Source organism: Streptomyces asiaticus, from assembly GCF_018138715.1.
GTDB lineage: Bacteria > Actinomycetota > Actinomycetes > Streptomycetales > Streptomycetaceae > Streptomyces > Streptomyces asiaticus.
Window position 1 is genome coordinate 9,573,831 of record NZ_JAGSHX010000006.1, and the last position, 19,465, is coordinate 9,593,295.

At 71.0% G+C, this 19,465-nt stretch carries 19 protein-coding genes; 9 read left to right on the forward strand and 10 right to left on the reverse strand.

What is annotated here, in order from left to right; translation table 11 throughout:
- Nucleotides 1–138: 138 nt before the first annotated feature.
- Entirely contained in the window at nucleotides 139–1,257 is a 1,119-nt protein-coding gene (locus KHP12_RS47935; RefSeq protein WP_308016672.1) for a diaminopropionate ammonia-lyase, read from the forward strand.
- Nucleotides 1,258–1,292: 35 nt separating this feature from the next.
- The gene (locus KHP12_RS47940; protein ID WP_086884135.1) at nucleotides 1,293–2,300 is read left to right on the forward strand and encodes a hydantoinase/carbamoylase family amidase; all 1,008 of its coding nucleotides are present in this window, start codon (nucleotides 1,293–1,295) and stop codon (nucleotides 2,298–2,300) included.
- Nucleotides 2,301–2,312: 12 nt separating this feature from the next.
- Here KHP12_RS47940 and KHP12_RS47945 read toward each other — a convergent pair whose 3' ends face one another.
- Both KHP12_RS47945 and KHP12_RS47950 read right to left on the reverse strand, forming a co-directional pair.
- A complete protein-coding gene (locus KHP12_RS47945) occupies nucleotides 2,313–3,053 on the reverse strand; it encodes a type 1 glutamine amidotransferase domain-containing protein (RefSeq protein WP_037957674.1) in 741 nt (246 codons plus the stop codon).
- Nucleotides 3,054–3,132: 79 nt separating this feature from the next.
- Entirely contained in the window at nucleotides 3,133–3,960 is an 828-nt protein-coding gene (locus tag KHP12_RS47950; protein WP_086884134.1) for an endonuclease I family protein, read from the reverse strand.
- A gap of 226 nt (nucleotides 3,961–4,186) precedes the next feature.
- On the opposite strand from KHP12_RS47950, the gene KHP12_RS47955 reads away from it, so the two are divergent.
- The gene (locus tag KHP12_RS47955) at nucleotides 4,187–4,894 is read left to right on the forward strand and encodes a ribonuclease H family protein (RefSeq protein WP_086884133.1); all 708 of its coding nucleotides are present in this window, start codon (nucleotides 4,187–4,189) and stop codon (nucleotides 4,892–4,894) included.
- Nucleotides 4,895–4,907: 13 nt separating this feature from the next.
- Here the strand turns inward: KHP12_RS47955 and KHP12_RS47960 are convergent, their stop codons facing one another.
- Together KHP12_RS47960 and KHP12_RS47965 are read right to left on the reverse strand one after the other, a co-directional pair.
- Entirely contained in the window at nucleotides 4,908–5,756 is an 849-nt protein-coding gene (locus KHP12_RS47960) for a maleylpyruvate isomerase family mycothiol-dependent enzyme (RefSeq protein WP_308016671.1), read from the reverse strand.
- Between the two features lie 86 nt (nucleotides 5,757–5,842).
- Nucleotides 5,843–6,805 carry a zinc-dependent alcohol dehydrogenase family protein gene (locus KHP12_RS47965; protein ID WP_211834691.1) on the reverse strand — a complete coding sequence of 321 codons (963 nt, stop codon included), beginning with the start codon at nucleotides 6,803–6,805 and terminating at the stop codon, nucleotides 5,843–5,845.
- A gap of 139 nt (nucleotides 6,806–6,944) precedes the next feature.
- Here KHP12_RS47965 and KHP12_RS47970 point away from each other — a divergent pair, with 139 nt between their 5' ends.
- Nucleotides 6,945–7,580 (forward strand): TetR/AcrR family transcriptional regulator, encoded by a 636-nt coding sequence (locus KHP12_RS47970; protein ID WP_208653153.1) that lies wholly within the window; start codon nucleotides 6,945–6,947, stop codon nucleotides 7,578–7,580.
- Between the two features lie 93 nt (nucleotides 7,581–7,673).
- Complete coding sequence (locus tag KHP12_RS47975; RefSeq protein ID WP_167442659.1) at nucleotides 7,674–8,339, forward strand: squalene/phytoene synthase family protein; 666 nt, start codon at nucleotides 7,674–7,676, stop codon at nucleotides 8,337–8,339.
- A 45-nt stretch (nucleotides 8,340–8,384) separates the two neighbouring features.
- Here KHP12_RS47975 and KHP12_RS47980 read toward each other — a convergent pair whose 3' ends face one another.
- Entirely contained in the window at nucleotides 8,385–9,038 is a 654-nt protein-coding gene (locus KHP12_RS47980; protein ID WP_167442658.1) for a hypothetical protein, read from the reverse strand.
- 202 nt (nucleotides 9,039–9,240) lie between these two features.
- Here KHP12_RS47980 and KHP12_RS47985 point away from each other — a divergent pair, with 202 nt between their 5' ends.
- The 3 genes from KHP12_RS47985 to KHP12_RS47995 all read left to right on the forward strand — a co-directional run bounded on the left by KHP12_RS47985 (nucleotide 9,241) and on the right by KHP12_RS47995 (nucleotide 12,441).
- Nucleotides 9,241–10,476: a cytochrome P450 gene (locus KHP12_RS47985; RefSeq protein WP_086884127.1), complete on the forward strand. Its 1,236-nt coding sequence runs from the start codon at nucleotides 9,241–9,243 to the stop codon at nucleotides 10,474–10,476.
- 79 nt (nucleotides 10,477–10,555) lie between these two features.
- A complete protein-coding gene (locus KHP12_RS47990; RefSeq protein ID WP_244203144.1) occupies nucleotides 10,556–11,203 on the forward strand; it encodes a TetR/AcrR family transcriptional regulator in 648 nt (215 codons plus the stop codon).
- A 128-nt stretch (nucleotides 11,204–11,331) separates the two neighbouring features.
- A complete protein-coding gene (locus tag KHP12_RS47995) occupies nucleotides 11,332–12,441 on the forward strand; it encodes a zinc-binding dehydrogenase (protein ID WP_208653152.1) in 1,110 nt (369 codons plus the stop codon).
- 50 nt (nucleotides 12,442–12,491) lie between these two features.
- Here the strand turns inward: KHP12_RS47995 and KHP12_RS48000 are convergent, their stop codons facing one another.
- The gene (locus tag KHP12_RS48000; protein ID WP_211835011.1) at nucleotides 12,492–13,283 is read right to left on the reverse strand and encodes an aminoglycoside adenylyltransferase domain-containing protein; all 792 of its coding nucleotides are present in this window, start codon (nucleotides 13,281–13,283) and stop codon (nucleotides 12,492–12,494) included.
- 99 nt (nucleotides 13,284–13,382) lie between these two features.
- On the opposite strand from KHP12_RS48000, the gene KHP12_RS48005 reads away from it, so the two are divergent.
- Nucleotides 13,383–14,777 carry an MFS transporter gene (locus tag KHP12_RS48005; protein WP_308289542.1) on the forward strand — a complete coding sequence of 465 codons (1,395 nt, stop codon included), beginning with the start codon at nucleotides 13,383–13,385 and terminating at the stop codon, nucleotides 14,775–14,777.
- A gap of 38 nt (nucleotides 14,778–14,815) precedes the next feature.
- On the opposite strand, the gene KHP12_RS48010 is transcribed toward KHP12_RS48005, so the two are convergent.
- The 4 genes from KHP12_RS48010 to KHP12_RS48025 are packed head-to-tail and all read right to left on the reverse strand — an operon-like array spanning nucleotide 14,816 to nucleotide 19,423.
- Nucleotides 14,816–15,583 carry a hypothetical protein gene (locus tag KHP12_RS48010; RefSeq protein ID WP_211834692.1) on the reverse strand — a complete coding sequence of 256 codons (768 nt, stop codon included), beginning with the start codon at nucleotides 15,581–15,583 and terminating at the stop codon, nucleotides 14,816–14,818.
- 52 nt (nucleotides 15,584–15,635) lie between these two features.
- Entirely contained in the window at nucleotides 15,636–17,864 is a 2,229-nt protein-coding gene (locus KHP12_RS48015) for a xanthine dehydrogenase family protein molybdopterin-binding subunit (RefSeq protein ID WP_086880356.1), read from the reverse strand.
- A 9-nt stretch (nucleotides 17,865–17,873) separates the two neighbouring features.
- Nucleotides 17,874–18,857, reverse strand: a complete 984-nt coding sequence (locus tag KHP12_RS48020) for an FAD binding domain-containing protein (protein WP_086880357.1) — start codon at nucleotides 18,855–18,857, stop codon at nucleotides 17,874–17,876.
- Complete coding sequence (locus tag KHP12_RS48025) at nucleotides 18,854–19,423, reverse strand: 2Fe-2S iron-sulfur cluster-binding protein (protein WP_086880358.1); 570 nt, start codon at nucleotides 19,421–19,423, stop codon at nucleotides 18,854–18,856. Before KHP12_RS48025 ends, KHP12_RS48020 begins: the two co-directional genes overlap by 4 nt.
- Nucleotides 19,424–19,465: the final 42 nt, after the last annotated feature.

The window sequence follows — 19,465 nt, forward strand, 5'->3', positions numbered from 1 at the left end:
CGAACGCGGGGTTCCCGCTCTCCTCGCGGTGAAGAGCTCAATTGCTGTGAAGGGCGCACTATTCGTCGGTTCTGCCGGTGAATAGAGATGGGAAACATTCGCTGGACCGATGGGAGGTGCGGGCCGCACGCTGGCCACGTGCCCGCATACGCTTCCTCCGTCGCCGAGCCGCCGTGGTTCGCCCGCCCCGCCGCCCGGGGCTGGACCTGTCCGCCCGCCCCCACCGAGGTACGGGATTTCCACGCCTCCCTGTCCGGTTACGCCCCCACCCCGCTGACCGAACTCCCGCCACTGGCAGTCGAATTGGGGGTTGGGCGGGTCTTCGTCAAGGACGAGTCGTGCCGTCTGGGCCTGCCCGCCTTCAAGGCCCTGGGCGCGTCCTGGGCCGTGCACCGCGCCCTCGCCGCGCGGGCCGCACGCGGCGATGCCACCGCACCCGTCGTCCTGGTGACCGCCACCGACGGCAACCATGGCCGCGCCGTGGCCCGGACGGCGCGCCTGCTCGGCCACCGCGCCCGGATCTTCGTGCCACGAGGTGTCCATCCGGAGGCCGTGGCGGCCATCGCCGCGGAGGGGGCGGAGGTCTCCCAGGTCACGGGAGCGTACGACGAGGCCGTGCGCCAGGCGGCCGAGGCGGCCGAGGCGGGTGCGTTCCTGGTCCAGGACACCGCCTGGCCCGGCTATGAACGGATACCGGGCTGGATCGTCGAGGGCTACTCCACCCTCTGCGCCGAAATCGACGAGCAACTCGCGGCCGCCGGAGCGGGGACGCCCGGCCTCATCGCCATTCCGATGGGCGTGGGTTCGCTGGCCCACGCTGTCGTCACCCACTACCGCAGCCGTCCGGGCGGGCCGCCCACGGCGCTGCTGTCGGTGGAACCCACGGCCGCCCCCTGCGTCATCGAGAGCCTCATCCGTGGCGAACCGGTCAGCGTCACCACCGGCGAGACCATCATGGCCGGACTGAACTGCGGCACCCCTTCCAGCATCGCCTGGCCCCATCTGCGCGACGGTCTCGACGCGGCCATCGCCATACCCGACGCCGCGAGCGCCCGCGCGGCGGGTGACCTCGCCCGGCTCGGCATCTCCAGCGGCCCCTGCGGCGCCGCCTCACTCGCCGGGCTGCGCGCCGCGCTCGCCGGCGACGGCGCCGACGAGCGCCGCGCCGCACTGGGCCTCGGCCCCGCCTCCACCGTGGTGCTGCTGAGCACGGAGGGCGCCGCGGCCAACCCAGCCACCACCACCGCGGACATCTGACCCCATCCGCATCCGACCCCCATGGGAGAACGAACATGACGGGTCCCACCCCCGACGCGATCACCGTCAACGGCCACCGACTGTGGCAGTCGCTGATGGGCCTCGCCGAGATCGGCGCGTACGACGACGAGCGCACCGGTCTGCGCGGGGTGAACCGTCTGGCGCTCACCGACGCCGCCGGGCGGCGTCAAGTCATCGGGTGGATGGAGCAGGCCGGGCTGACGGTCCGGATCGACCGGATGGGCAACATCTACGGCCGCCGCGAAGGCACCGACCCCACGGCTGCCCCCGTGCTGACCGGGTCGCACATCGACAGCGTGGCCACCGCCGGTGCCCCGCCGTACGCCTACGTCGAGTGCCACATCGAACAGGGCCCGGTGCTCGCCGAGAACGATGTCCAGATCGGCGTCGTCACCGGTGTTCAGGGCATCTCCTGGCAGGAGATCACCATCCACGGCCGCGCCGCCCACGCCGGTACCACCCCGACCCGTCTGCGCGCCGACGCCGGCCTCGCCGCCGCCCGGATCGGCGTCCATCTGCGGGCCATGGTCGACTCCGGCACCTACGGCGAGCTGCGCGCCACCGTCGGCCACCTGGCCGTCCACCCGGACCTGACCAACATCGTCCCGGCGCGTGCCGAGCTCACCGTCGATCTGCGCAACCCCGACGACGTCCGGATGGCCCGCGCCGAGGAGGACCTCGCCGCCTTCCTGTGCACCCTGGAGAACGGCACGCCGGGGCTCACACTGACCGCTCGGCGCATGGCCAAGACCGCGTACGTCCCCTTCGACGAGAGCGTCCAGAAGGCCATCGCCCAGGCCGCCGACGACCACGGCCTGGAACACATCTCCCTGCTCTCCGGCGCCGGACACGACGCCCAGGAGATCGCCGCGCTCTGCCCCACGGCGATGGTCTTCGTACGCGGTGAGTACGACGGGATCAGCCACAACCCCCGCGAGTACTCCACCCCCGAAGCGTGCGCCCACGGTGTCGACGTCCTCGCCACCACCTTGCTCCGGCTGGCCACACAAGGCCCGTCCTGATGGGTGTGCCGGTCAGGTGAGCATCGCGGCGAAGCGCCGCGCGAAGAGGTAGGCGTCGCCGGGCCAGCGGGCGGAGAGGTAGTTGCCGTCCCTTACGACGAAGGCGGGGGTGTCGTCGGTGGCCGTGCCACGGCGCCGCAGCTCGATGGGCCCGCGTTCGAACTGGGCGGGGTCGTCGAGAGCGGCCACGACCTCGTCCTGGACGTAGGCCGGGTACGTGCGGTAGTAGCGGCCACGGCGCCAGGCCGTGAGGTAGTACGCGGTCCGCTCCATGTAGCCGGGCAGACAGGTGGTGCGCCGGTCGGCGAGGAGGCCGCGGCCGGTGTCCGGGTCGCGGGTGCGGGCCAGGGCGAGGACACCGTGGCATATGGCACCCACCGGGCGGTCCAGCCGCCAGAACTCCGCGATCTTCTCGCGCAGCAGGCCGGAGCCGAGGTACTGGCGCATCCCGGGCGCGTGGCCGCCGGGCAGGATCAGCCCGTCGTACGCCTCGGGCCGGAGGTCCGCCCAGGCCACGGGGTGGCGGAAGGCGGCCTCGCCGGTCAGCTGCCCGTAGAACTCCCTGGGCTCGGGCTCCGCGCCGAGTTGCCCGAAGAGCACTCCGGTGAGCAGCAGCGGATCGGCCGCGGGTGGACCGTCGCCGTGTTCGGTGGCGAACACCACCTCATGGCCGAGGTCGGTCAGCAGCTTCCAGGGCACGGCCACCTCGGTGACGTCGAAGTCCCGGTCGGGCAGGGGGAGGAGGATACGCACGAGGACTGCCTACCACAGGACCGGCGCCCCCGCCCCGGCGCGTCTTGGTACCGGGGCAGGGGCAGGGTCGGGAGCTGGGCTACTTCCAGATGGAGTCGACCCACTCCGGGTGGTCGATGAACGGGTTCCGGTTGTGCTGGAAGCGGTCGTAGATGACCTCGTTGCGGTTCTTCTCGAAGTCGTCGGGCGGGTCCTCGGCGCTCCACTTCTTCAGGACGGAGAGACGGCCGATGTTGGGCGCGGAGCCGTTGTCGACCTTGTCGTTGGGCTCGAGGTCGGGGAAGCTGTCGTCTCCGTCGTAGCGGACGGCCATGTAGAGGATCATCCGGGCGACATCGCCCTTGACCTGGTCACGCGGTTCGAAGGAGTCGTCGTCGGTGCGGTTGCCCGGGGCGTCGGGCACCTCCTCGCCGCCGTTGTCGAAGTCCTTGTTGCCGCGGGTGCTGTTCACCTTCACATTGGCCGGGCGCAGATGGTGCAGATCGGTGCCGGGCCCGGTGGCCGTGCCGAAGTCGCCGTGCGACTTCGCCCAGACGTGCTCGCGGTTCCAGTCGTCGGGGTCGCTGCCATTGGCGTCCTTGGCCTGGGAGCGGCCGGAGTAGAGGAGGATGACGTTCGACGGGTTGTCCGGGTCCTCGTCCGTGGACTTCAGCGCGTCCCACACCTCGTCGTAGGACAGCTTGGTCTGCTCGCTGATGATCGTGTGCAGCGCCGCCTTCAGCTCCGGGCCGCTCTTGCCCGTCGCGTCCTGGTAGTAGTCGTCGGGCGCCTGCACGGCCGCGGGCCGGGTGGTGTCCGCCGTGGCCGGTGTGTCGGCGGCGGCGACCGAAGGGGCGGCCACACCGGCCGCGGCCACGACGGCCAGCAGAGGAAGGCGCCGTGACCGGCGCGCGCGATGAGTGGACATGATGTGGGGGGTGTCCTCTCCGAGACGAGTACCCGGACCGCCAACTGGCGCCGCGGGTACGGATGTTCAAGGCACAAGCTCTCGGAGACTCGCATGTGTGACGCCCGAACGCGTGTACGTGATGTGCCCGTTCCGCGTGAATCCGGTGAACGCCCTGGAGCCGCGGAGGGGGCCGGCCGACGGGTCTGCCGTCGGGCCGGATCGGCGGAGCTGGCAGTATCGGCGTATGGCTGAACAGATCATCGCCGCGTGTGACGGGGCATCGAAGGGAAACCCCGGGCCCGCGGCCTGGGCATGGGTCATCGCGGGCACGGACGGTGAGGTGGAGCGCTGGGAGGCCGGGCCGCTGGGCACCGCGACCAACAACGTCGCCGAGCTGACCGCGCTGCGCGAGCTGCTGGAGTCCACCGACGCGGGCGTGCCGCTGGAGGTGCGCATGGACTCCCAGTACGCGATGAAGGCGGTCACCACATGGCTGCCCGGGTGGCGGAGGAAGGGGTGGAAGACCGCCTCGGGGTCGCCGGTGGCCAACCGCGAGCTGGTGATGCGCATCGACGAGCTGCTGGACGGCCGCACGGTGGAATTCGTGTACGTTCCGGCGCACCAGATCGACGGTGACCCGTTCAACGCGGCCGCCGACCGGGCGGCCAGCCACACGGCCCGTACCCAGCAGCCCGTGGGCACCTCGCTGGGCTCCGCCCTGCCACCGCCCGAGACCCAGACGGGGACGCGCTCGGCCGGTCGTGGTGGCACGGCGCGCCCGCGTACGGCGGCGGCAGGGGGGCGGGGCACCGCCGCGAAGAAGAGCACCGGCTCAAAGGGGTCCATCAAGGCGAAGTTCCCCGGCCGGTGCCGCTGCGGTACGCCCTACGCCAAGGGCGAGAGCATCAGCAGGAACCCCGACGGCTGGGGCCATCCGTCCTGCGCCACCTGAGCCACGGGGTGGCTCAGGGTGGCGAGAAGAGCGCGGGGAAGCGAGGTGCGAGCCAGGGCTTGCGGCCCCAGGTCAGGACGCGGCCCCTGGCGACGGCGCTCCACGGCCCGAGGCGGCCCAGCGCCATGAGGAGGAAGGCCACGGGCTCGGTGAGGATGGTGCAGTCCGGGCGACTCGGCGGGTGTGGTGTGACGGTCACCGCACCGTCGGTGAAGGTGGCGCCGAAGCAGGCGCCACCCCTCAGGCGGATGGCGTAGCGGGCGGTGAGCCCGGCGGCGGCCGTGGTGTCGAGCACCCGTGGCATGGCCGTGATCAGGAAGGGCAGGGTCAGCTCGACCCGGGCCCGGTTGAGCATGTGCGGGCGGCCCAGCGCACGGGCGAGGTCATAGCCGTGGCCGAGCATATGGGTCAGCAGATAGGACCCCAGTACCTCCAGGCTCATCGGGCCCATCGGCGTGACCAGCTCGCCGTGTGATGCGTATGACGTAGGTGCCGCGTTTGACGCGGGCCTGGCCGCCGACTCGAGGAAGGCTTCGGCCTGCTCCATGATCATGGCGGCCAGATGCTCGGCCCGGCGCTCGGCGAACGCGGCGAGCGCGCGCTGGTTCGCCTCCGCCAGCCCCTGCGGTGTGCCGTCCCCGTAGCCGCGCTCCTTCCCGTCCGCGAGGTGTGCCATCAGCTCATTGGCCTGCGCCAGATGCGCCGCCGCCTCCCCGACCGTCCACCGCGACCCGGGCACCGGAGCCCCGGTGTCGGACGCGCCGCGCAGCGTGGCGGCGATGTCGGCCGCGGTGGCGCGTATCGCCTCGTCCAGCCCCGCGGGCCACGTGCCGCCGTCGCTCTGCCCGTTCACCGATGCCACGCGCCCTCCCCACACCCTGGCCGGGAAGATCCCCCGGGATACGTACGGTGCCATGTGACCCACGGCCGCTGGTATCGCATCGCGGGTTACGGTGTCAGTACGATCCTGCCGAACACCTCGCCGGTGTCCATCTTCCGGTGCGCCAGCACGGCTTGCTCCAACGGCAGCAGCTCATGTATCACCGTGCGCAGTTCGCCGCGGCTCGCGGCGTCGAACTGCTCGGTCCGCACGGCACGACGATCGGACTCGGCCACGGTGTCGGAGCTGAACGTGGCGAACGACATGGACTTCTGGAACGCCGCCATCATCGTCATGCCGAAGTCCTCCGGTGGCATGCCTCCCACCGCGCCGACGGCCACCATGCGACCGTTCGGATGGAGCTTGGCGAAGAAGGACGGCATGTCCGCACCGGCGACGATGTCGATGATGACGTCATAGCCGGAGGGAGCGTCGTCGCCTCCCGCGCCGGAGCGGTCCAGCACATGGGTGGCGCCGAGCTTGCGCAGCCGATCGCCACGCTCGGCCGACGACGTCGTGACCGCCACCGCCCCGGCGCCGCCACGCGCCGCGAGCTGGACCGTCATGATCCCGAGGCTACCGGCCGCGCCCCGCACCAGCACCGACTCGCCGGGAGCGAAGTGGGCATGGGACAGACCGAAGTGGGCCACGACTCCGGAGCTCCCCAGCGTCACCGCGTCGACAGCGGAGAGGCCCGCGGGGAGGGGGAGGATCTCCTCGACCGCGGCGATCGCCTGTTCCACGTAGCCGCCGCCCACGCCGGTGAACGCCCACACGCGCCGCCCGACCCATGACGTATCGACGCCATCGCCGACCGCGGTCACGGTGCCCGCCACCTCGCTGCCGGGGATATGGCCTTCCTGGAAGCCATAGGCGGCGAGAGTGCCCCGCCGGATCACGGCGTCGGAGCCGCCGACACCGATCGCCTCATTGGCGATCAGCACCTGTCCGGCGGCGGGAGTCGGGACGGGGAGGTCGATCACTGCCAGACCTTCGGGAGGTCCGAACGCCTGGATCGCGACTGCCTTCAAGGTCGTCTCCTTGCTCTGGGATGGACGGGGTCGGTGGGATCGACGGGATCGGTGAGCTCGACGGGCTCGACGGGAGCGATCGGAACCGGTCCGAGGGACGCTAACGGACGCCCCCGTCCACTTGGCTAAAGTGAGAGCGGTGACCGACCGTTTGCCTCACACGCTGCGCTCCGACGCCTCGGACAACCGGGAGCGCATCCTCGACGCGGCCCGCGCGCTGTTCGCCACCGAAGGGCTGAAGGTGCCGATGCGGGAGATCGCCCGGCACGCCGGGGTCGGCCCCGCCACGCTGTACCGCCGTTTCCCGACCAAGCAGATGCTGGCCACCGAAGCTTTGACGGACGAGATGCGCGTATGTCGCGCCATCGTCGACGAGGGGCATGGCGAGCCGGATCCGTGGCGCGGCTTCTGCCTCGTGATCGAGAAGACCTGTGAGCTGCACGCCCGCAGCCGGGGCTTCACCGAAGCCTTCATGTCGACCTTCCCCGATGCGATGGACTTCGCCGCGGAGCGCGCATACGCGCTGAGGTCGATGGCCGAACTGGCCCACCGCGCCAAGGAAGCGGGCCATCTGCGCCCCGACTTCGTCCTGGACGACCTGGTCCTCATGCTGATGGCGAACAGGGGGATCCACACCGCGTCGAAGGCCGCCCGGGTGGCGGCATCCCGGCGCTTCGCCGCGCTCGTGATCCAGGCATTCCACGCCTCACCGCAGCACTCACCGCTGCCGCCGGTGGCACGCTTGGCACCCGCGGCGCCAGGCAAGATCACCTGAAGACGCGGCTCAGGGCCGGCCGGCCCGCGTAGTGGTCTGGCGGTCGGCCGACAGCGGCCCCGTCGCGGAGCGCGCCGGGCCTGCGCGGAGTGGGTGAAGGAGGTGCGTGACGGCCTGGCCGGTGGCGAAAGCGAGGATCCCGCCGTAGGGCCGCTGCTGCACACCGTCTCCGCGCACCCCGGGATGCGCGGCCGGGTCGAGGACTTCCTCGACGCGGCCGCCACGGAGCTGGAGTTCACCGGATTCGCCACCGAAGTGGACTACCAGCGCTACGTCGACGCCTACGCTCTCCCGGCGTTCATGCTGATCGCGGGCCTGATCGCCGGGGAGGATCCGGCGACGGACTACCGCGAGGCGTGCCGTGTGTACATCGACGGCAGCCAGCGCCTGGACTTCGTCAACGACCTGGCCGAGGACCTCGCCGACGGGCGCCTGAATCTGGTGCGGGAGACGCTCGACGCTCACGGTGTCACCCGCGCCGACCTGGAGAACGCCTGGGACACCGCCGCGATCCGCGGCCTTCTGGCGCAGCTGCTCGGCGAGGCCCGTGAGTGTCTGTCCACCAGCCGGAGCATGGTCGGCCTCGCACCGCCCGAGGGCCGACCGCTCTTCCGCGCCATGATCGAGATCGAGCTCCTCATGGCCACGGCAGCCGCCACCAAGGGCCCCGGCCTTCTCCGCGCCCCCGCCCGTCCGCCGCTACCGGCCACCGCGCGGGTACTGCTCCGGGAGCGCCGCAGCGTCCGTCACCTGCGCTGACCCCTTGTCGTCCGTGGCACCCTCCGCGGCATCTTCCGTGGCATCTCAGGAAGCGCGCGCCTCGCCGGACTCGCCCGCATCGGCGGCCGCATCCGTGGTGGCCGCCGAATAGAAGACGGACTTCTTCTGCTTGGTGCGGTGTGCTTGCCCCTTGGCGACGAGTGATTCGAGAGTGCCACGCACGACCGTGGGCTTGATCTCACGCTCCGGAAGAGCCTTGCTCAGCGCGGCGGTCACCTCTGCCGCCGAACGGGGCTCGCCGTGCTGGGCGAGGTCATTGCTCACAAGCTCCCGAAGCGTGGGCACCCCCGTTTCCCGCACCCGCTGACGACGTGGACGGCTTCCGCCCGACTCCGCCGCCCCCTTCCGCTTGCCACCGGCCGCGTTGGCCTTCTTCCTCGCCTTGCGCGTGGCGGACAGCGCCGCGACCTCTCGTTGCGCGTCCGGTTCCCCAGAGCCACTGACGCCACCGCTCTCCGTCGCGCCACCGGCGGCATCGTCACCAAGGGTCTGCCGCATGCTGAGCAGCAGCGCCCGGTTGTCCTCCAGCACCGCCAACTGCTCTTGCAGCGCCGCGATTTCGGCGCTGAGACGTTCGCGCTCGGCGGAGTTGCGCTCCAGGTCGGCCGCGACCTGAGCCGCGTACTGGGACTTCAAGTTGGCGTTCTCGGCAGGAGTGTCCACTACGAGCTCCCTCATCTGGGCCCATTGCACGTTGGTGGTGGATGGTACATCCGTGTGAATGCCACATGCCTCTGACGGCCTATCAAGCCGTGGCTCCTCCGGTAGTCGCCGTTCGGGCTCGAAGTTTCTTGTCCCGGTAAGGTGACGCTCGTAAGGTGATATCCGTAAGGCTATTCAAAAGGCAGTCCTCAACCCCTCAACAACCGAGGAAGGCGAGATGACGACCACCACATCCGGGACCGCTTCCGCCGAGGAAGCACCGTTCTTCCCCGCCCCGCGCAGCTGTCCGTTCAGCGCGCCTCCGCAGCACACCGCGTTCCGGGAAGCGGGCGGGCTGCACAAGGTCACCATCTGGGACGGCTCCACGCATTGGCTGGCCACACGGCACGCGGACATCCGGGCCGTCCTCTCCTCCCCGTCGTTCAGCGCCGACGTACGCCACCCGGACTTCCCGCTGGTTCACTCCAACCAGCCCGAACACGAGGGCGGTCTGTTTCTGCGGCTGGACGACCCCGAGCATGCCCGGCTTCGGCAGATGCTCACCAAGGAGTTCAGCGTCAGGCGCACTCAGGCGATGCGCGAACAACTGCTGCGGATCACGGATGAACTGATCGATGGCATGCTCGCCAAGGGCGGTCCGGTCGACTTCATCCAGGACTTCGCGCTGCCCCTGCCCTCGCGGGCCATCTGCCTCATCCTCGGTGTCCCTTACGAGGACCACGCCCTCTTCGAGCGGCACGCCAACGCCGGGACGGACCTGGACGTCAGCCACGAGGAGCGCGCCCGTACGCAGCGGGAGGCGTTCGCGTACTTCGAGGCCCTCGTGGAGCGGAAGCGCCGTGAGCCCTCGGACGACATGATCAGCCGGTTGCTGGAGCATCACACGGGGCCGGACGGGTTCGCGCCCGAGATGTTGCCGGTCCTGGTCGGGATTCTGGTCGGCGCCGGGCATGAGACCACCGCCAATATGCTGGGCCTGGGCACGGTGGCGCTCCTGGTCAACCCCGAGCAGCGGGACCGGCTGCGGGACCGCCCGGAGTTGGCGCCGAGCGCCGCGGAGGAGATGCTGCGCTACTGGAGCATCGTCTCCACCGATCCGCGGCGTGTGGCCCTCGAGGATGTCGAGGTGGGCGGGCAGCTCGTCCGCGCGGGGGAGGGGGTCATCGTCTCGCTGATCGCGGGGAACCGGGACCCCCGTGTCTTCGGCGCCAACGAGGGTGAGAGCCTCGCGGACACGCTCGACATCGGGCGCGACGCCCGCCGCCACGTGGCGTTCGGGTTCGGCTCCCACCAGTGCCTGGGGCAGAACCTGGCGCGGGTGGAGATGCAGGTCGCCTGGCCACGGCTCTTCGAACGCGTTCCCGGGCTGCGGCTCGCCATCGCCGAGGACGAGCTGCCCTTCAAGAGGAACTCCATCGTCTATGGGCTCACCTCCCTTCCGGTCACCTGGTGAGCGGCGTGCGGAATCGCACCGCATCACCGGTCCTCCGGCTCCGCCGGGCAAGGCATCGACGTACCGCAGAATGTGACGCATGAACGAGGACACCGCCACCGACACCACACGTAGGCGCAATCCCCGTGGCCAGGGGGACCGGCTCCGCGCGGAGATCCTGGCCGCCGTGGCGCGGCTCCTCGACCAGAAGCTCAGCGGAAACCCCCTGCCGGTGTCCCTCCGGGAGGTGGCACGCGAAGTCGGCATCGCCGCACAGAGCATGTATCTGCACTTCGCCGACAAGGACCAGCTCGCCCGCGCCGTCGCCGAGGACGGCTACCAACGTGTCGTCGCGGCCATGCGCGACGCCGACGCCCAGGCAGCTGCCCAGGGGGCCGACGCCGGTGAACGCCTCCGCGCCCAGGCGCACGCCTTCTGCACCTTCGCCCGCACCGAGCGCGGTGTCATCCGGCTGATGTTCGGCCATAACTCGTCCAGCTTCGGTGAACCCGGCCCGATCCACCCGGCCCGTCTGCTGTGGCGGCAATGGGTCGATGCCATCCACATCTGCGAGGCGGAAGGGCTGCGCTGGCCGGACGGCGCCGAACAGACGGTGATGCTCCTGTGGTCCGCCCTCTTCGGCCGTTTCGCCCTGTGGACCTCCAGCTTCGGGCGGCAGGACGCGCGGGAGCTCGCCACCTTCGCCGACCGCGTCGTCGACGCGCTGCTGCGCGACGCGCACCGCTGACCGGGTAGGGGAACGCGGCGTGTGCCGCATACGGCAGACTGCGTGCGGCATCATGATCACTCGCTGTTCCCGTACCGGCGGGTGATCGGCCCGCCGCCAACCGGCCAAGCACGTGAAAGGAACCACGGATGACCTTGGACGCACGACCGATACGCACCGGCACGGACTCAACGGCAGGCGCGGTGGCGGACGACCTCCCGGCCACGATGCGCGCCGCGCGGTTCGACACGGCAGCGGGCACGTTGAAGGTCGAGGATGTGCCGGTGCCACGGCCGGGAGTGGGCGAGGTCGTGGTCAAGGTGGCCGCGTGCGGCATCTGCCAGTCGGACCTGAGCCAGCTCGACGGCCATATCCCGCCCCGGCTGCCGGTGGTCACCCCCGGGCACGAGGCATCGGGCGTGGTGGCGGCGGTCGGCGACGGCGTCGGGCACTGGAAGGCGGGGGACCGGGTGGTCCTGGGCGCGGGGAAGGCGTGCGGTACGTGCCCCGCCTGCCGGTTCGGCGGTGGTACGAACACCTGTGAGGACCTCCAGGTGATGGCCTTCCACTACGACGGGGCCTGGGCCGAGTACGTCCTGACCGACGCCACCACGCTCATCACCGTGCCCGACTCCGTACCCCTGGAACACGCCGCCGTGCTCGCCGACGCCGTCTCCACCCCGTACGGCGCCATCGACACCGCCCAGCTGCGGTCGGCCGAATCCGTGGGCATCTGGGGGCTGGGCGGTCTGGGCACCCACCTCGTGCAGCTCACCCGCATCTGTGGAGCCTCCCCGATCGTCGCCCTCGACCCCCTCCCCGCCGCGCGCGAGCGCGCCCTCGCCCTCGGCGCCGACTTCGCGCTCGACCCGACGGACGGTGACACCAAGGTCAGGCTGAAGGAGATCACGGGCGGCAAGGGCCTGGACGTCGCCTTCGACTGCGTCGGCCGTACGCCCTCCTTCACCCAGGCGGAGCGTGCCCTCGGGCACCGGGGCCGTCTGGTGCTCGTCGGCATCTCGCCCGATCCTCTGGCCGTGGGCCCGGAACGCCACTTCGTCCGCAACCGCCATACGGTGATCGGACACACCGGGTATCGCATGGAGCATCTGGAGGACCTGGTCGAACTCACCGCCCGGGGCCGTCTGGACATCTCCGGGTCGGTCAGCGCGATCCTGCCCCTGGAGGAAGTGAACGAGGGCATCCGGCGGTTGCGCGAGCGGGAGGGCAACCCGATCCGCATCCTGCTGCGGCCCTGAGCGCGAGGCTCAAGTGAACGCGGCGGCGGCGCGGGGCCGCGGGCCCCTCCTCAGGCCCCGGCCGCCCGGGCGGTCTGATCGACCCGTGCGCGTACCCAGGCCAGGAAGGCCCGCACCTCGGCGGTGGGCAGCGGGAGCGCGGCGGAGCGTGGGCGCTCGAAGCTGCGCACCGCGGCCTCGATGAGCGGCCGGAACTCCCCCTCGGCCAGGGCGACTTCCCGCGCCGCCGTGCGCTTGGCCGTCCAGCGGCCCGTACGGCAGAACACCACCGAGCGGCAGCCGTTGAGCACACGGTTGTCGGCGAGGTGACCTTCGCCGTCGCTGTGCTCACGGACGGAGGCCCGGATCGCGGCGAGCAGATCCGGGCGATCCGGTGCGGCGACCACCTCCCGGGCCGGGCGGCCGAACAGCGTCAGCCCGGTCTGGTGGGCGACGGAGCGGTCGATGACGTACCAGAAGGCCGGGGACCGAGCCGCTTCGACGTCGGCCCGGTGCGGCAGCAGCGGGCCGGTGTTGAGGTTCAGAAGGTACCCGGCAGCACCCGAGGGACGGCGGACGAAATCCGTTCCGTAGACCACCAGTTCCAGTCCCGCCGCCGGGCAGGCCAGTTGCGGGTGGGCGAGGGCCCCGGCCAGGTCGTGCAGAGCGGGTCCGGGCAGTGCGGGCTCCACGACGACCGTCACATCGACGTCGCTGCGCCCATGCCGGTAGTCCCCGAGCGCGAGGGAGCCGACCGCGAGGACACTCACCAGATGGGGCCCGCACACCGTGCGGGTGCGCCGGACGAGTTCTGCCAGATAGGGCCGCAGTTCGGTGGGGAGGGACCGCGGATCCTCGCGCATGTGAACCACGTGCCCAGTATCCCTTCCCGCCATGTGGGTCATTCATCCCCTATTGTGCCGTTTGTTGTAGAGCCTTCGTGAGCGGGATGGAGTCGGGACGTGGCCTTCGTGTCCGGCATCGGGTCCCTGGTACCGCTGCTGGCCGTGTGTGCCGGGTACTTCATGGTCATCCTGGATGTGACGGTCATCAACGTGGCCGTGCCCGTGATCGGCCGGGAGCTGTCGGCCTCGCTCACCGGCATCCAATGGATCACCGACGGGTACACCCTGGTCTTCGCCGGGTTCCTGCTGAGCGGCGGTGCGCTGGGGGACAGGCTGGGAAACCGCCGGATCTTCTGCACCGGCGTGGTGGTGTTCACCATGTCCTCGGCCGCGTGCGCCTTCGCGCCGAGTGCCCCCTTCCTCGTCGCCGCCCGGGTGGCGGAGGGCCTCGGCGCGGCGCTGATCGTGCCCGGCTCGCTGGCCCTGCTCCAGCAGGCGTATCCGGCTCCGGCCGCCCGCTCGCGGGCCTTCGGGGTGTGGGGCTCCGTCGCGGGGATCGCGGCCTCGGCGGGACCGCTGCTGGGCGGGCTGCTGGTGTCCACCGTGGGCTGGCGGTGGGTGTTCCTCATCAATCTGCCCGTCGGCGTCGCCTGTCTGGTCCTGACGCTGCGCCGCGTGGCCCCCTCCGACCGGCTCACCACCCGGCCCCTCGACTGGCCGGCGCAGTGCTCCGTCGTGGCGGCGGTGGCCCTGCTGACCGCCGCGCTCAACGAGGCGGGCCGGCGCGGATGGTCCGATCCGGCCGTCCTCGCCGGGGTGGGCCTGTCCGTACTGGCCGCCACGGCGTTCATGGTGCGCGAGCGACTGGCCCGCTTCCCCGCCCTGCCGACGAGCCTGCTGCGCTCCCGTGCGCTGGGCGGCGGAGCCGTCATCGGCCTGCTGTTCAATTTCGGCTTCTACGGCATGGTGTTCACCGCCAGCCTGGACTTCCAGCACCAGCGCGGCTACAGCGCCCTCGTCACCGGCCTCGCGCTCTTCCCCGCGGTGGCGATGACCATGTTCGCGTCCATCCTCTCCGGGCGGCTGGCCCGCACGACCGGCGACCGTCCGCTGGTGTGCACCGGCATGCTGCTGGCGGCCCTGGGGCTGGCGGGCTGGGTCGCGGCGGGAGCCGAGCCCGCCTACCCGCTGCTGGTGGTCCCGATGATGGCAGCGGGATTCGGCACCTCCTTCGCGCTCACCGGCTCCGCCTCCACCGTCATGGGCGCCGCGCCCCCGGCGTACTCGGGGACCGCCTCCGCCCTGTTCAACACCACCCGTCAGCTCGGCAGCGCCACCGGCGTGGCGCTCGGCGGCACCCTGCTCGCCACGGCCGCCGACTACGGCGAGGGGCTGCGCACCAGCATGGCCATCGGCGCCCTCGCCTATCTGACCGCCGCGGCTCTCGCATGGTTCTGCGTACCGCCCACGTCCCGGAACGGGGCACCCGATGCGGAGGCCCACACGGGCTGAGCGGTCCACAAGGTCTCTCCCCCCGCCTCACCGACTCACTACGCGGCTCCCCCGGCGAAGCCATAGTGAAGCCCGCGGCCGGGGACCGGCAGTCCCGCGGGCAGGCGTGCACCGGAGAGTTCGGGCACGGCGACGGCGCCCCAGTCCACGCCCCCGTCCGCGAGGTGCGGGCCGAGGTCGAGCGAGCCCACCTCCGCGCCGTCCACATAGGCGGTCAGGGTGGGTTCGCCACCGATGCCGCCCTCGGCCAGCGTGAACCACTTGTCGCTCGCCCAGCGGATCTCATCGGCGTCGGACGCGACGATGGTCGCGCTGTGCCGCACGGAGCCGCTCCATGCCTCGTCCTCCATGACGTAGAAGCTGTACGTGCCCTCCGCCGCGGGCTTGTCACCGACACCGAGGAGCACGGCCAACTCGTCCAGCCCGGCCTGTGTGTGGCGGTCGGGACCGGCCGCGCGTATCCGGGCGTACAGCTTCTCCGCCTCGATATGCCGCCGTTCGACAGTGCTCTCGTCCTCCCCGTACCCCTTCATGACGTCGGGGTTCATGTCCAGGCACGCCTCCCAGTAGGAGATCTGCTGGGCAAGCCGCCCGGTCAGCAGGGTCAGAGCCGCGACATCATCGGGGTGCGCCTCCACGGCGGCGCGCAGCCAGGGCTCTTCGGGCCAGGTCGGCTCGCCGTCCCCGGGCTCGGCCGGGTCCGCTGCCGTCAGGCACAGCAACCGCCCCAGCCGCAGCGCGGCTTGGGCATCGCCCGCGGTCGCCGCGCTCCGCAGCCGTGTGAGGGTCTCGTCGGTGATCGTCATGGGACGACGCTACGCCCCACCACCGCGCGGCCGACGGGATACGCCCAGGGAGTCAGACCATGGCCGGCAGTCCGGGCAACAGCTTCTCGATCGTGATGGGGAAGTCCCGCACACGCACACCGGTGGCATTGAACACCGCGTTGGCCACCGCCGCACCGGATCCGCAGATGCCCACTTCACCGATGCCCTTCGCGCCGAGGTCATTGGCCTTGTCGTCGTATCCCTCGAGGACGACGGCGTCGATGTCGGCGGGGATGTCGCCGTGGACCGGCACCAGATACCCCGCGAAGTCCCGGTTGACGAAGGCGCCGGATCGCGAGTCGACGACGGCCTCCTCCTCGAGGGCCGCGCCGACGCCCCAGATCATGCCGCCGATCAGCTGCGAACGGGCCGTCTTCGGGTTGAACACACGGCCCACCGAGAACACGCTGAGCATCCGCCGCAGACGGATCTCGGCGGTGTCCGCGTCGACGCCCACTTCGGCGAAATGGGCCCCGTAGGTGTTGATCGAGTAGTCCGAGTAGTTCGGATCGTCGCCCATGAAGCGGGTCTTGCCCTCCGCCTCCACACCGTCGGGATGGTGGCGCGCGACGATCTCGCGCAGCGCCTCGGACGCATCACCGATGGCCACGTTGCCGTCGGAGAACACGGCGTCCGCCGGGTCCCTGCCGTGCAGCGGGGAGCGTGTGTCGCCGCACGCCGCGTCCAGCAGTTTCGTGCGCAGGGCCGCGCACGCCCGATGCACCGCGGTGGACGAATTGGTGGCGCCCCACGAGCCGCCGGACCCCCAGCTGGAGGGATGATCCGAACGTCCGAGGTCGATCCGCACCCGTTCCAGCGGGAGTCCCAGTCCCTCGGCCCCGACCTGGGTGAGGATGGTGTAGGTGCCCGTGCCGATATCGGTCATGTCCGTCTGGATGACGGCGGTGCCGTCCGGCTCCAACCGCACCCGCACCGTCGTCGGCCCCTGGAAGTGTCCCCGGATGGCGGCCGACATGCCGTAGCCGATCAGCCACCGTCCCTCGCGCACACTCGCGGGCGTGGCCGGGCGGTTCTCCCAGCCGAACCGGCGCGCGCCCTCGCGCAGGCACTCCACCAGGTGCCGGTCGCTGTACGGCACGTTCCGCTCGGGATCGACGGTGGGCTCGTTGCGGATCCGCAGCTCGACCGGGTCCATCCCGAGCGCGTCGGCCAGCTCGTCCATCGCCGACTCGACCGAGAGCATGCCCGGCGCCTCGCCCGGCGCGCGGACGTCCGTCCCACGCGGCAGGTCGAGCGCCGTCAGCCGGTGGCTGGTCAGCCGGTGGGGTGCGGCGTAGAGGCTGCGGACGGTGGCGGCGGTCTGCTCGGCGTACTCGACGTCGGGGTTGGTGTGCATGGTGACGTCGTGGGCGATCGCGGCCAGCTGTCCGTCGCGCCCCGCGCCCAGCCGGACCCGCTGGTTCGATGTGGGGCGCATGCCCACGAGCTGGAAGACCTGCTGCCGGGTCAGTGTGAGCTTGACCGGCCGGCCCAGTGTGCGGGCGGCGAGCGCCGCCAGGATCGTCTCGGAGTGGATGCCCAGCTTGGAGCCGAAGCCGCCGCCGACGAAGGGCGTGACGATGTGCACCCGCTCCGGATCCATCATCAGGGTGGCGGCGACCGAGTCCCGCGCCGCGTCGGTGATCTGGCAGCTGACGTAGACGACCAGGTCCTCGCCGCGCGGTGCCACCATGGACGCGTTCGGTTCGATCGGCAGCGAGAACTCGTACGGCGTCGTGTACTGCTCGTCGACCTTGACCTCCGCACCGGCGAACCCGGCGTCGAAATCTCCGACCGCGGTGTCGGTGGGGAGACCGGCGTTGACCGTCTTCGGGATGTAGGTGTCGTCCTCGAACTCGCCGAAGTCGAACCGGCCCCGCCCGGCGCGGTATTCGACCTCGACCAGGTCGGCCGCGTCCCGGGCCTGCTCGAAGGTCTCGGCGACGACCAGTGCCACCGGCTCGCCGTAGAAGTGGACGTCCGGACCGGTCAACATCGGCTGCGCGCGCCAGTATTCGAAGGGAATGGACTCGTCGCGGGGGCCCTGCGCCGGGGCGTTGAGGTAGGTCATCACCAGCTGGACACCGGGCGCGCCTTCCGCGTTCTCGGTGTCGATCCGGGTGATGCGGCCCTTGCCGATCGTCGCGCCGACGATGAAGCCGTAGAGCGGCTGACCGGCCTCCCAGTGCTCGTAGGCGTAGGTGGCCCGGCCGGTTGCCTTCAGCGGGCCGTCGACGCGGTCCACAGCTTGCCCGATCATCCCGCCTCCTCAGCTCGCCCCGGCCGCTTGTGCCAGCGTGCGGCAGAGTGTGCGCTTGGCCAGCTCGATCTTGAAGTCGTTGTCGCCCCGCCCGACCGCGCCGCGCAGCGCCGCCTCGGCGGCGGCGTGATAGGTGTCCATCCTGGCCGGACGGTCGGTCAGCGCGTCCTCCGCCTCGACGGACCGCCACGGCTTGTGCGCCACACCGCCGAAGGCCACCCGCGCCTCCCGGATCGTTCCCTGGCCGGTCGAGACGATGGCCGCCACCGAGACCAGCGCGAACTCGTACGACGCCCGGTCGCGCACCTTGCGGTAGATCTGCCGGCCCGGCAGGGGCGGCGGCAGCAGCACGGCCGTGATCATCTCGTCGTCACCCAGTACGTTCTCGATGTGCGGCGTATCGCCCGGCAGCCGGTAGAAGTCCGTGATGGCGACGCGGCGCTCCGAACCGTCGGCCCGGAGCAGCTCGATCTCCGCGTCGAGCGCGGTCATCGCGACGGCCATGTCCGAGGGGTGGGTGGCGATGCAGGACTCGCTCGCGCCGAGGATCGCGTGAATCCGGTTGAACCCGCCGATCGCCGCGCACCCCGATCCGGGGTTGCGCTTGTTGCAGCCCGCGGCCGTGTCGTAGAAGTAGGGACAGCGCGTGCGCTGCACCAGATTGCCCCCGGTGGACGCCTTGTTGCGCAGCTGGCCCGAGGCGCCCGACACCAGTGCCTCGGACAGCACCGGGTAGCGGGTGCGCACGCGGGGATCGGCCGCCACATCGGAGTTCCGCGCCTGGGCGCCGATCCGCAGTCCACCGTCCGGCAACTCCTCGATGTCCCGCAGCGGAAGCCGGCTGATGTCCACCAGATGGCTGGGATACTCGATGTCGAGCTTCATCAGGTCGAGGAGATTGGTGCCGCCGCTGATGAACTTCGCGCCCGGCTGGGCCGCCGCGGCGACGGCGGCCCGGGTGTCCGTCGCCCGCTCGTAGGTGAAGGACTTCATATGGCGCCTCCCTCCGCGCTGTCGCGGATGGCCGCGACGATGTTCGGATAGGCGGCGCACCGGCAGATGTTGCCGCTCATCCGCTCGCGGATCTCGTCATCGGTCAAGGCGACCCGGGGCGAGGACACGTCGGTGGTGACATGGCTGGGCCAGCCGGCCCTCACCTCGGCGAGCATGCCGACGGCCGAACAGATCTGGCCGGGGGTGCAGTAGCCGCACTGGAAGCCGTCACGCTCGACGAAGGCCCGTTGCATGGGGTGCAGATGGTCGGGGTCGCCCAGGCCCTCGATCGTCATGATCTCGTCGTCCTCGTGCATCGCGGCGAGTGTCAGGCAGGAGAGGACGCGCCGACCGTTGATCAGCACCGTGCAGGCGCCGCACTGCCCGTGATCACACCCCTTCTTGGTCCCGCTCAGGCGCAGATGTTCGCGCAGCGCGTCGAGCAGCGAGGTCCGCGGATCCACCTCGAGCTGCCGCACCTGGTCGTTGATGTTCAGCTTGATCGCCGAGGGTGGGGCCGGCTCGACCTGGTCCCGCCGCATGGCGTGCGTATCCGAAGCGCTCATCACGGCCCGCCTTCCTCGCTAGGTGCAGGTGTCACCCCGGAT

Excerpts from the sequence above, each read along its gene's own strand:
- KHP12_RS47940 (WP_086884135.1), top strand. The coding sequence starts at position 1,293 with ATGACGGGTCCCACCCCCGACGCGATCACCGTCAACGGCCACCGACTG.
- KHP12_RS47950 (WP_086884134.1), bottom strand. The coding sequence starts at position 3,960 with ATGTCCACTCATCGCGCGCGCCGGTCACGGCGCCTTCCTCTGCTGGCC.
- KHP12_RS47955 (WP_086884133.1), top strand. The coding sequence starts at position 4,187 with ATGGCTGAACAGATCATCGCCGCGTGTGACGGGGCATCGAAGGGAAAC.
- KHP12_RS47980 (WP_167442658.1), bottom strand. The coding sequence starts at position 9,038 with ATGAGGGAGCTCGTAGTGGACACTCCTGCCGAGAACGCCAACTTGAAG.
- KHP12_RS47985 (WP_086884127.1), top strand. The coding sequence starts at position 9,241 with ATGACGACCACCACATCCGGGACCGCTTCCGCCGAGGAAGCACCGTTC.
- KHP12_RS47990 (WP_244203144.1), top strand. The coding sequence starts at position 10,556 with ATGAACGAGGACACCGCCACCGACACCACACGTAGGCGCAATCCCCGT.
- KHP12_RS47995 (WP_208653152.1), top strand. The coding sequence starts at position 11,332 with ATGACCTTGGACGCACGACCGATACGCACCGGCACGGACTCAACGGCA.
- KHP12_RS48000 (WP_211835011.1), bottom strand. The coding sequence starts at position 13,283 with ATGCGCGAGGATCCGCGGTCCCTCCCCACCGAACTGCGGCCCTATCTG.
- KHP12_RS48010 (WP_211834692.1), bottom strand. The coding sequence starts at position 15,583 with ATGACGATCACCGACGAGACCCTCACACGGCTGCGGAGCGCGGCGACC.
- KHP12_RS48015 (WP_086880356.1), bottom strand. The coding sequence starts at position 17,864 with ATGATCGGGCAAGCTGTGGACCGCGTCGACGGCCCGCTGAAGGCAACC.
- KHP12_RS48020 (WP_086880357.1), bottom strand. The coding sequence starts at position 18,857 with ATGAAGTCCTTCACCTACGAGCGGGCGACGGACACCCGGGCCGCCGTC.
- KHP12_RS48025 (WP_086880358.1), bottom strand. The coding sequence starts at position 19,423 with ATGAGCGCTTCGGATACGCACGCCATGCGGCGGGACCAGGTCGAGCCG.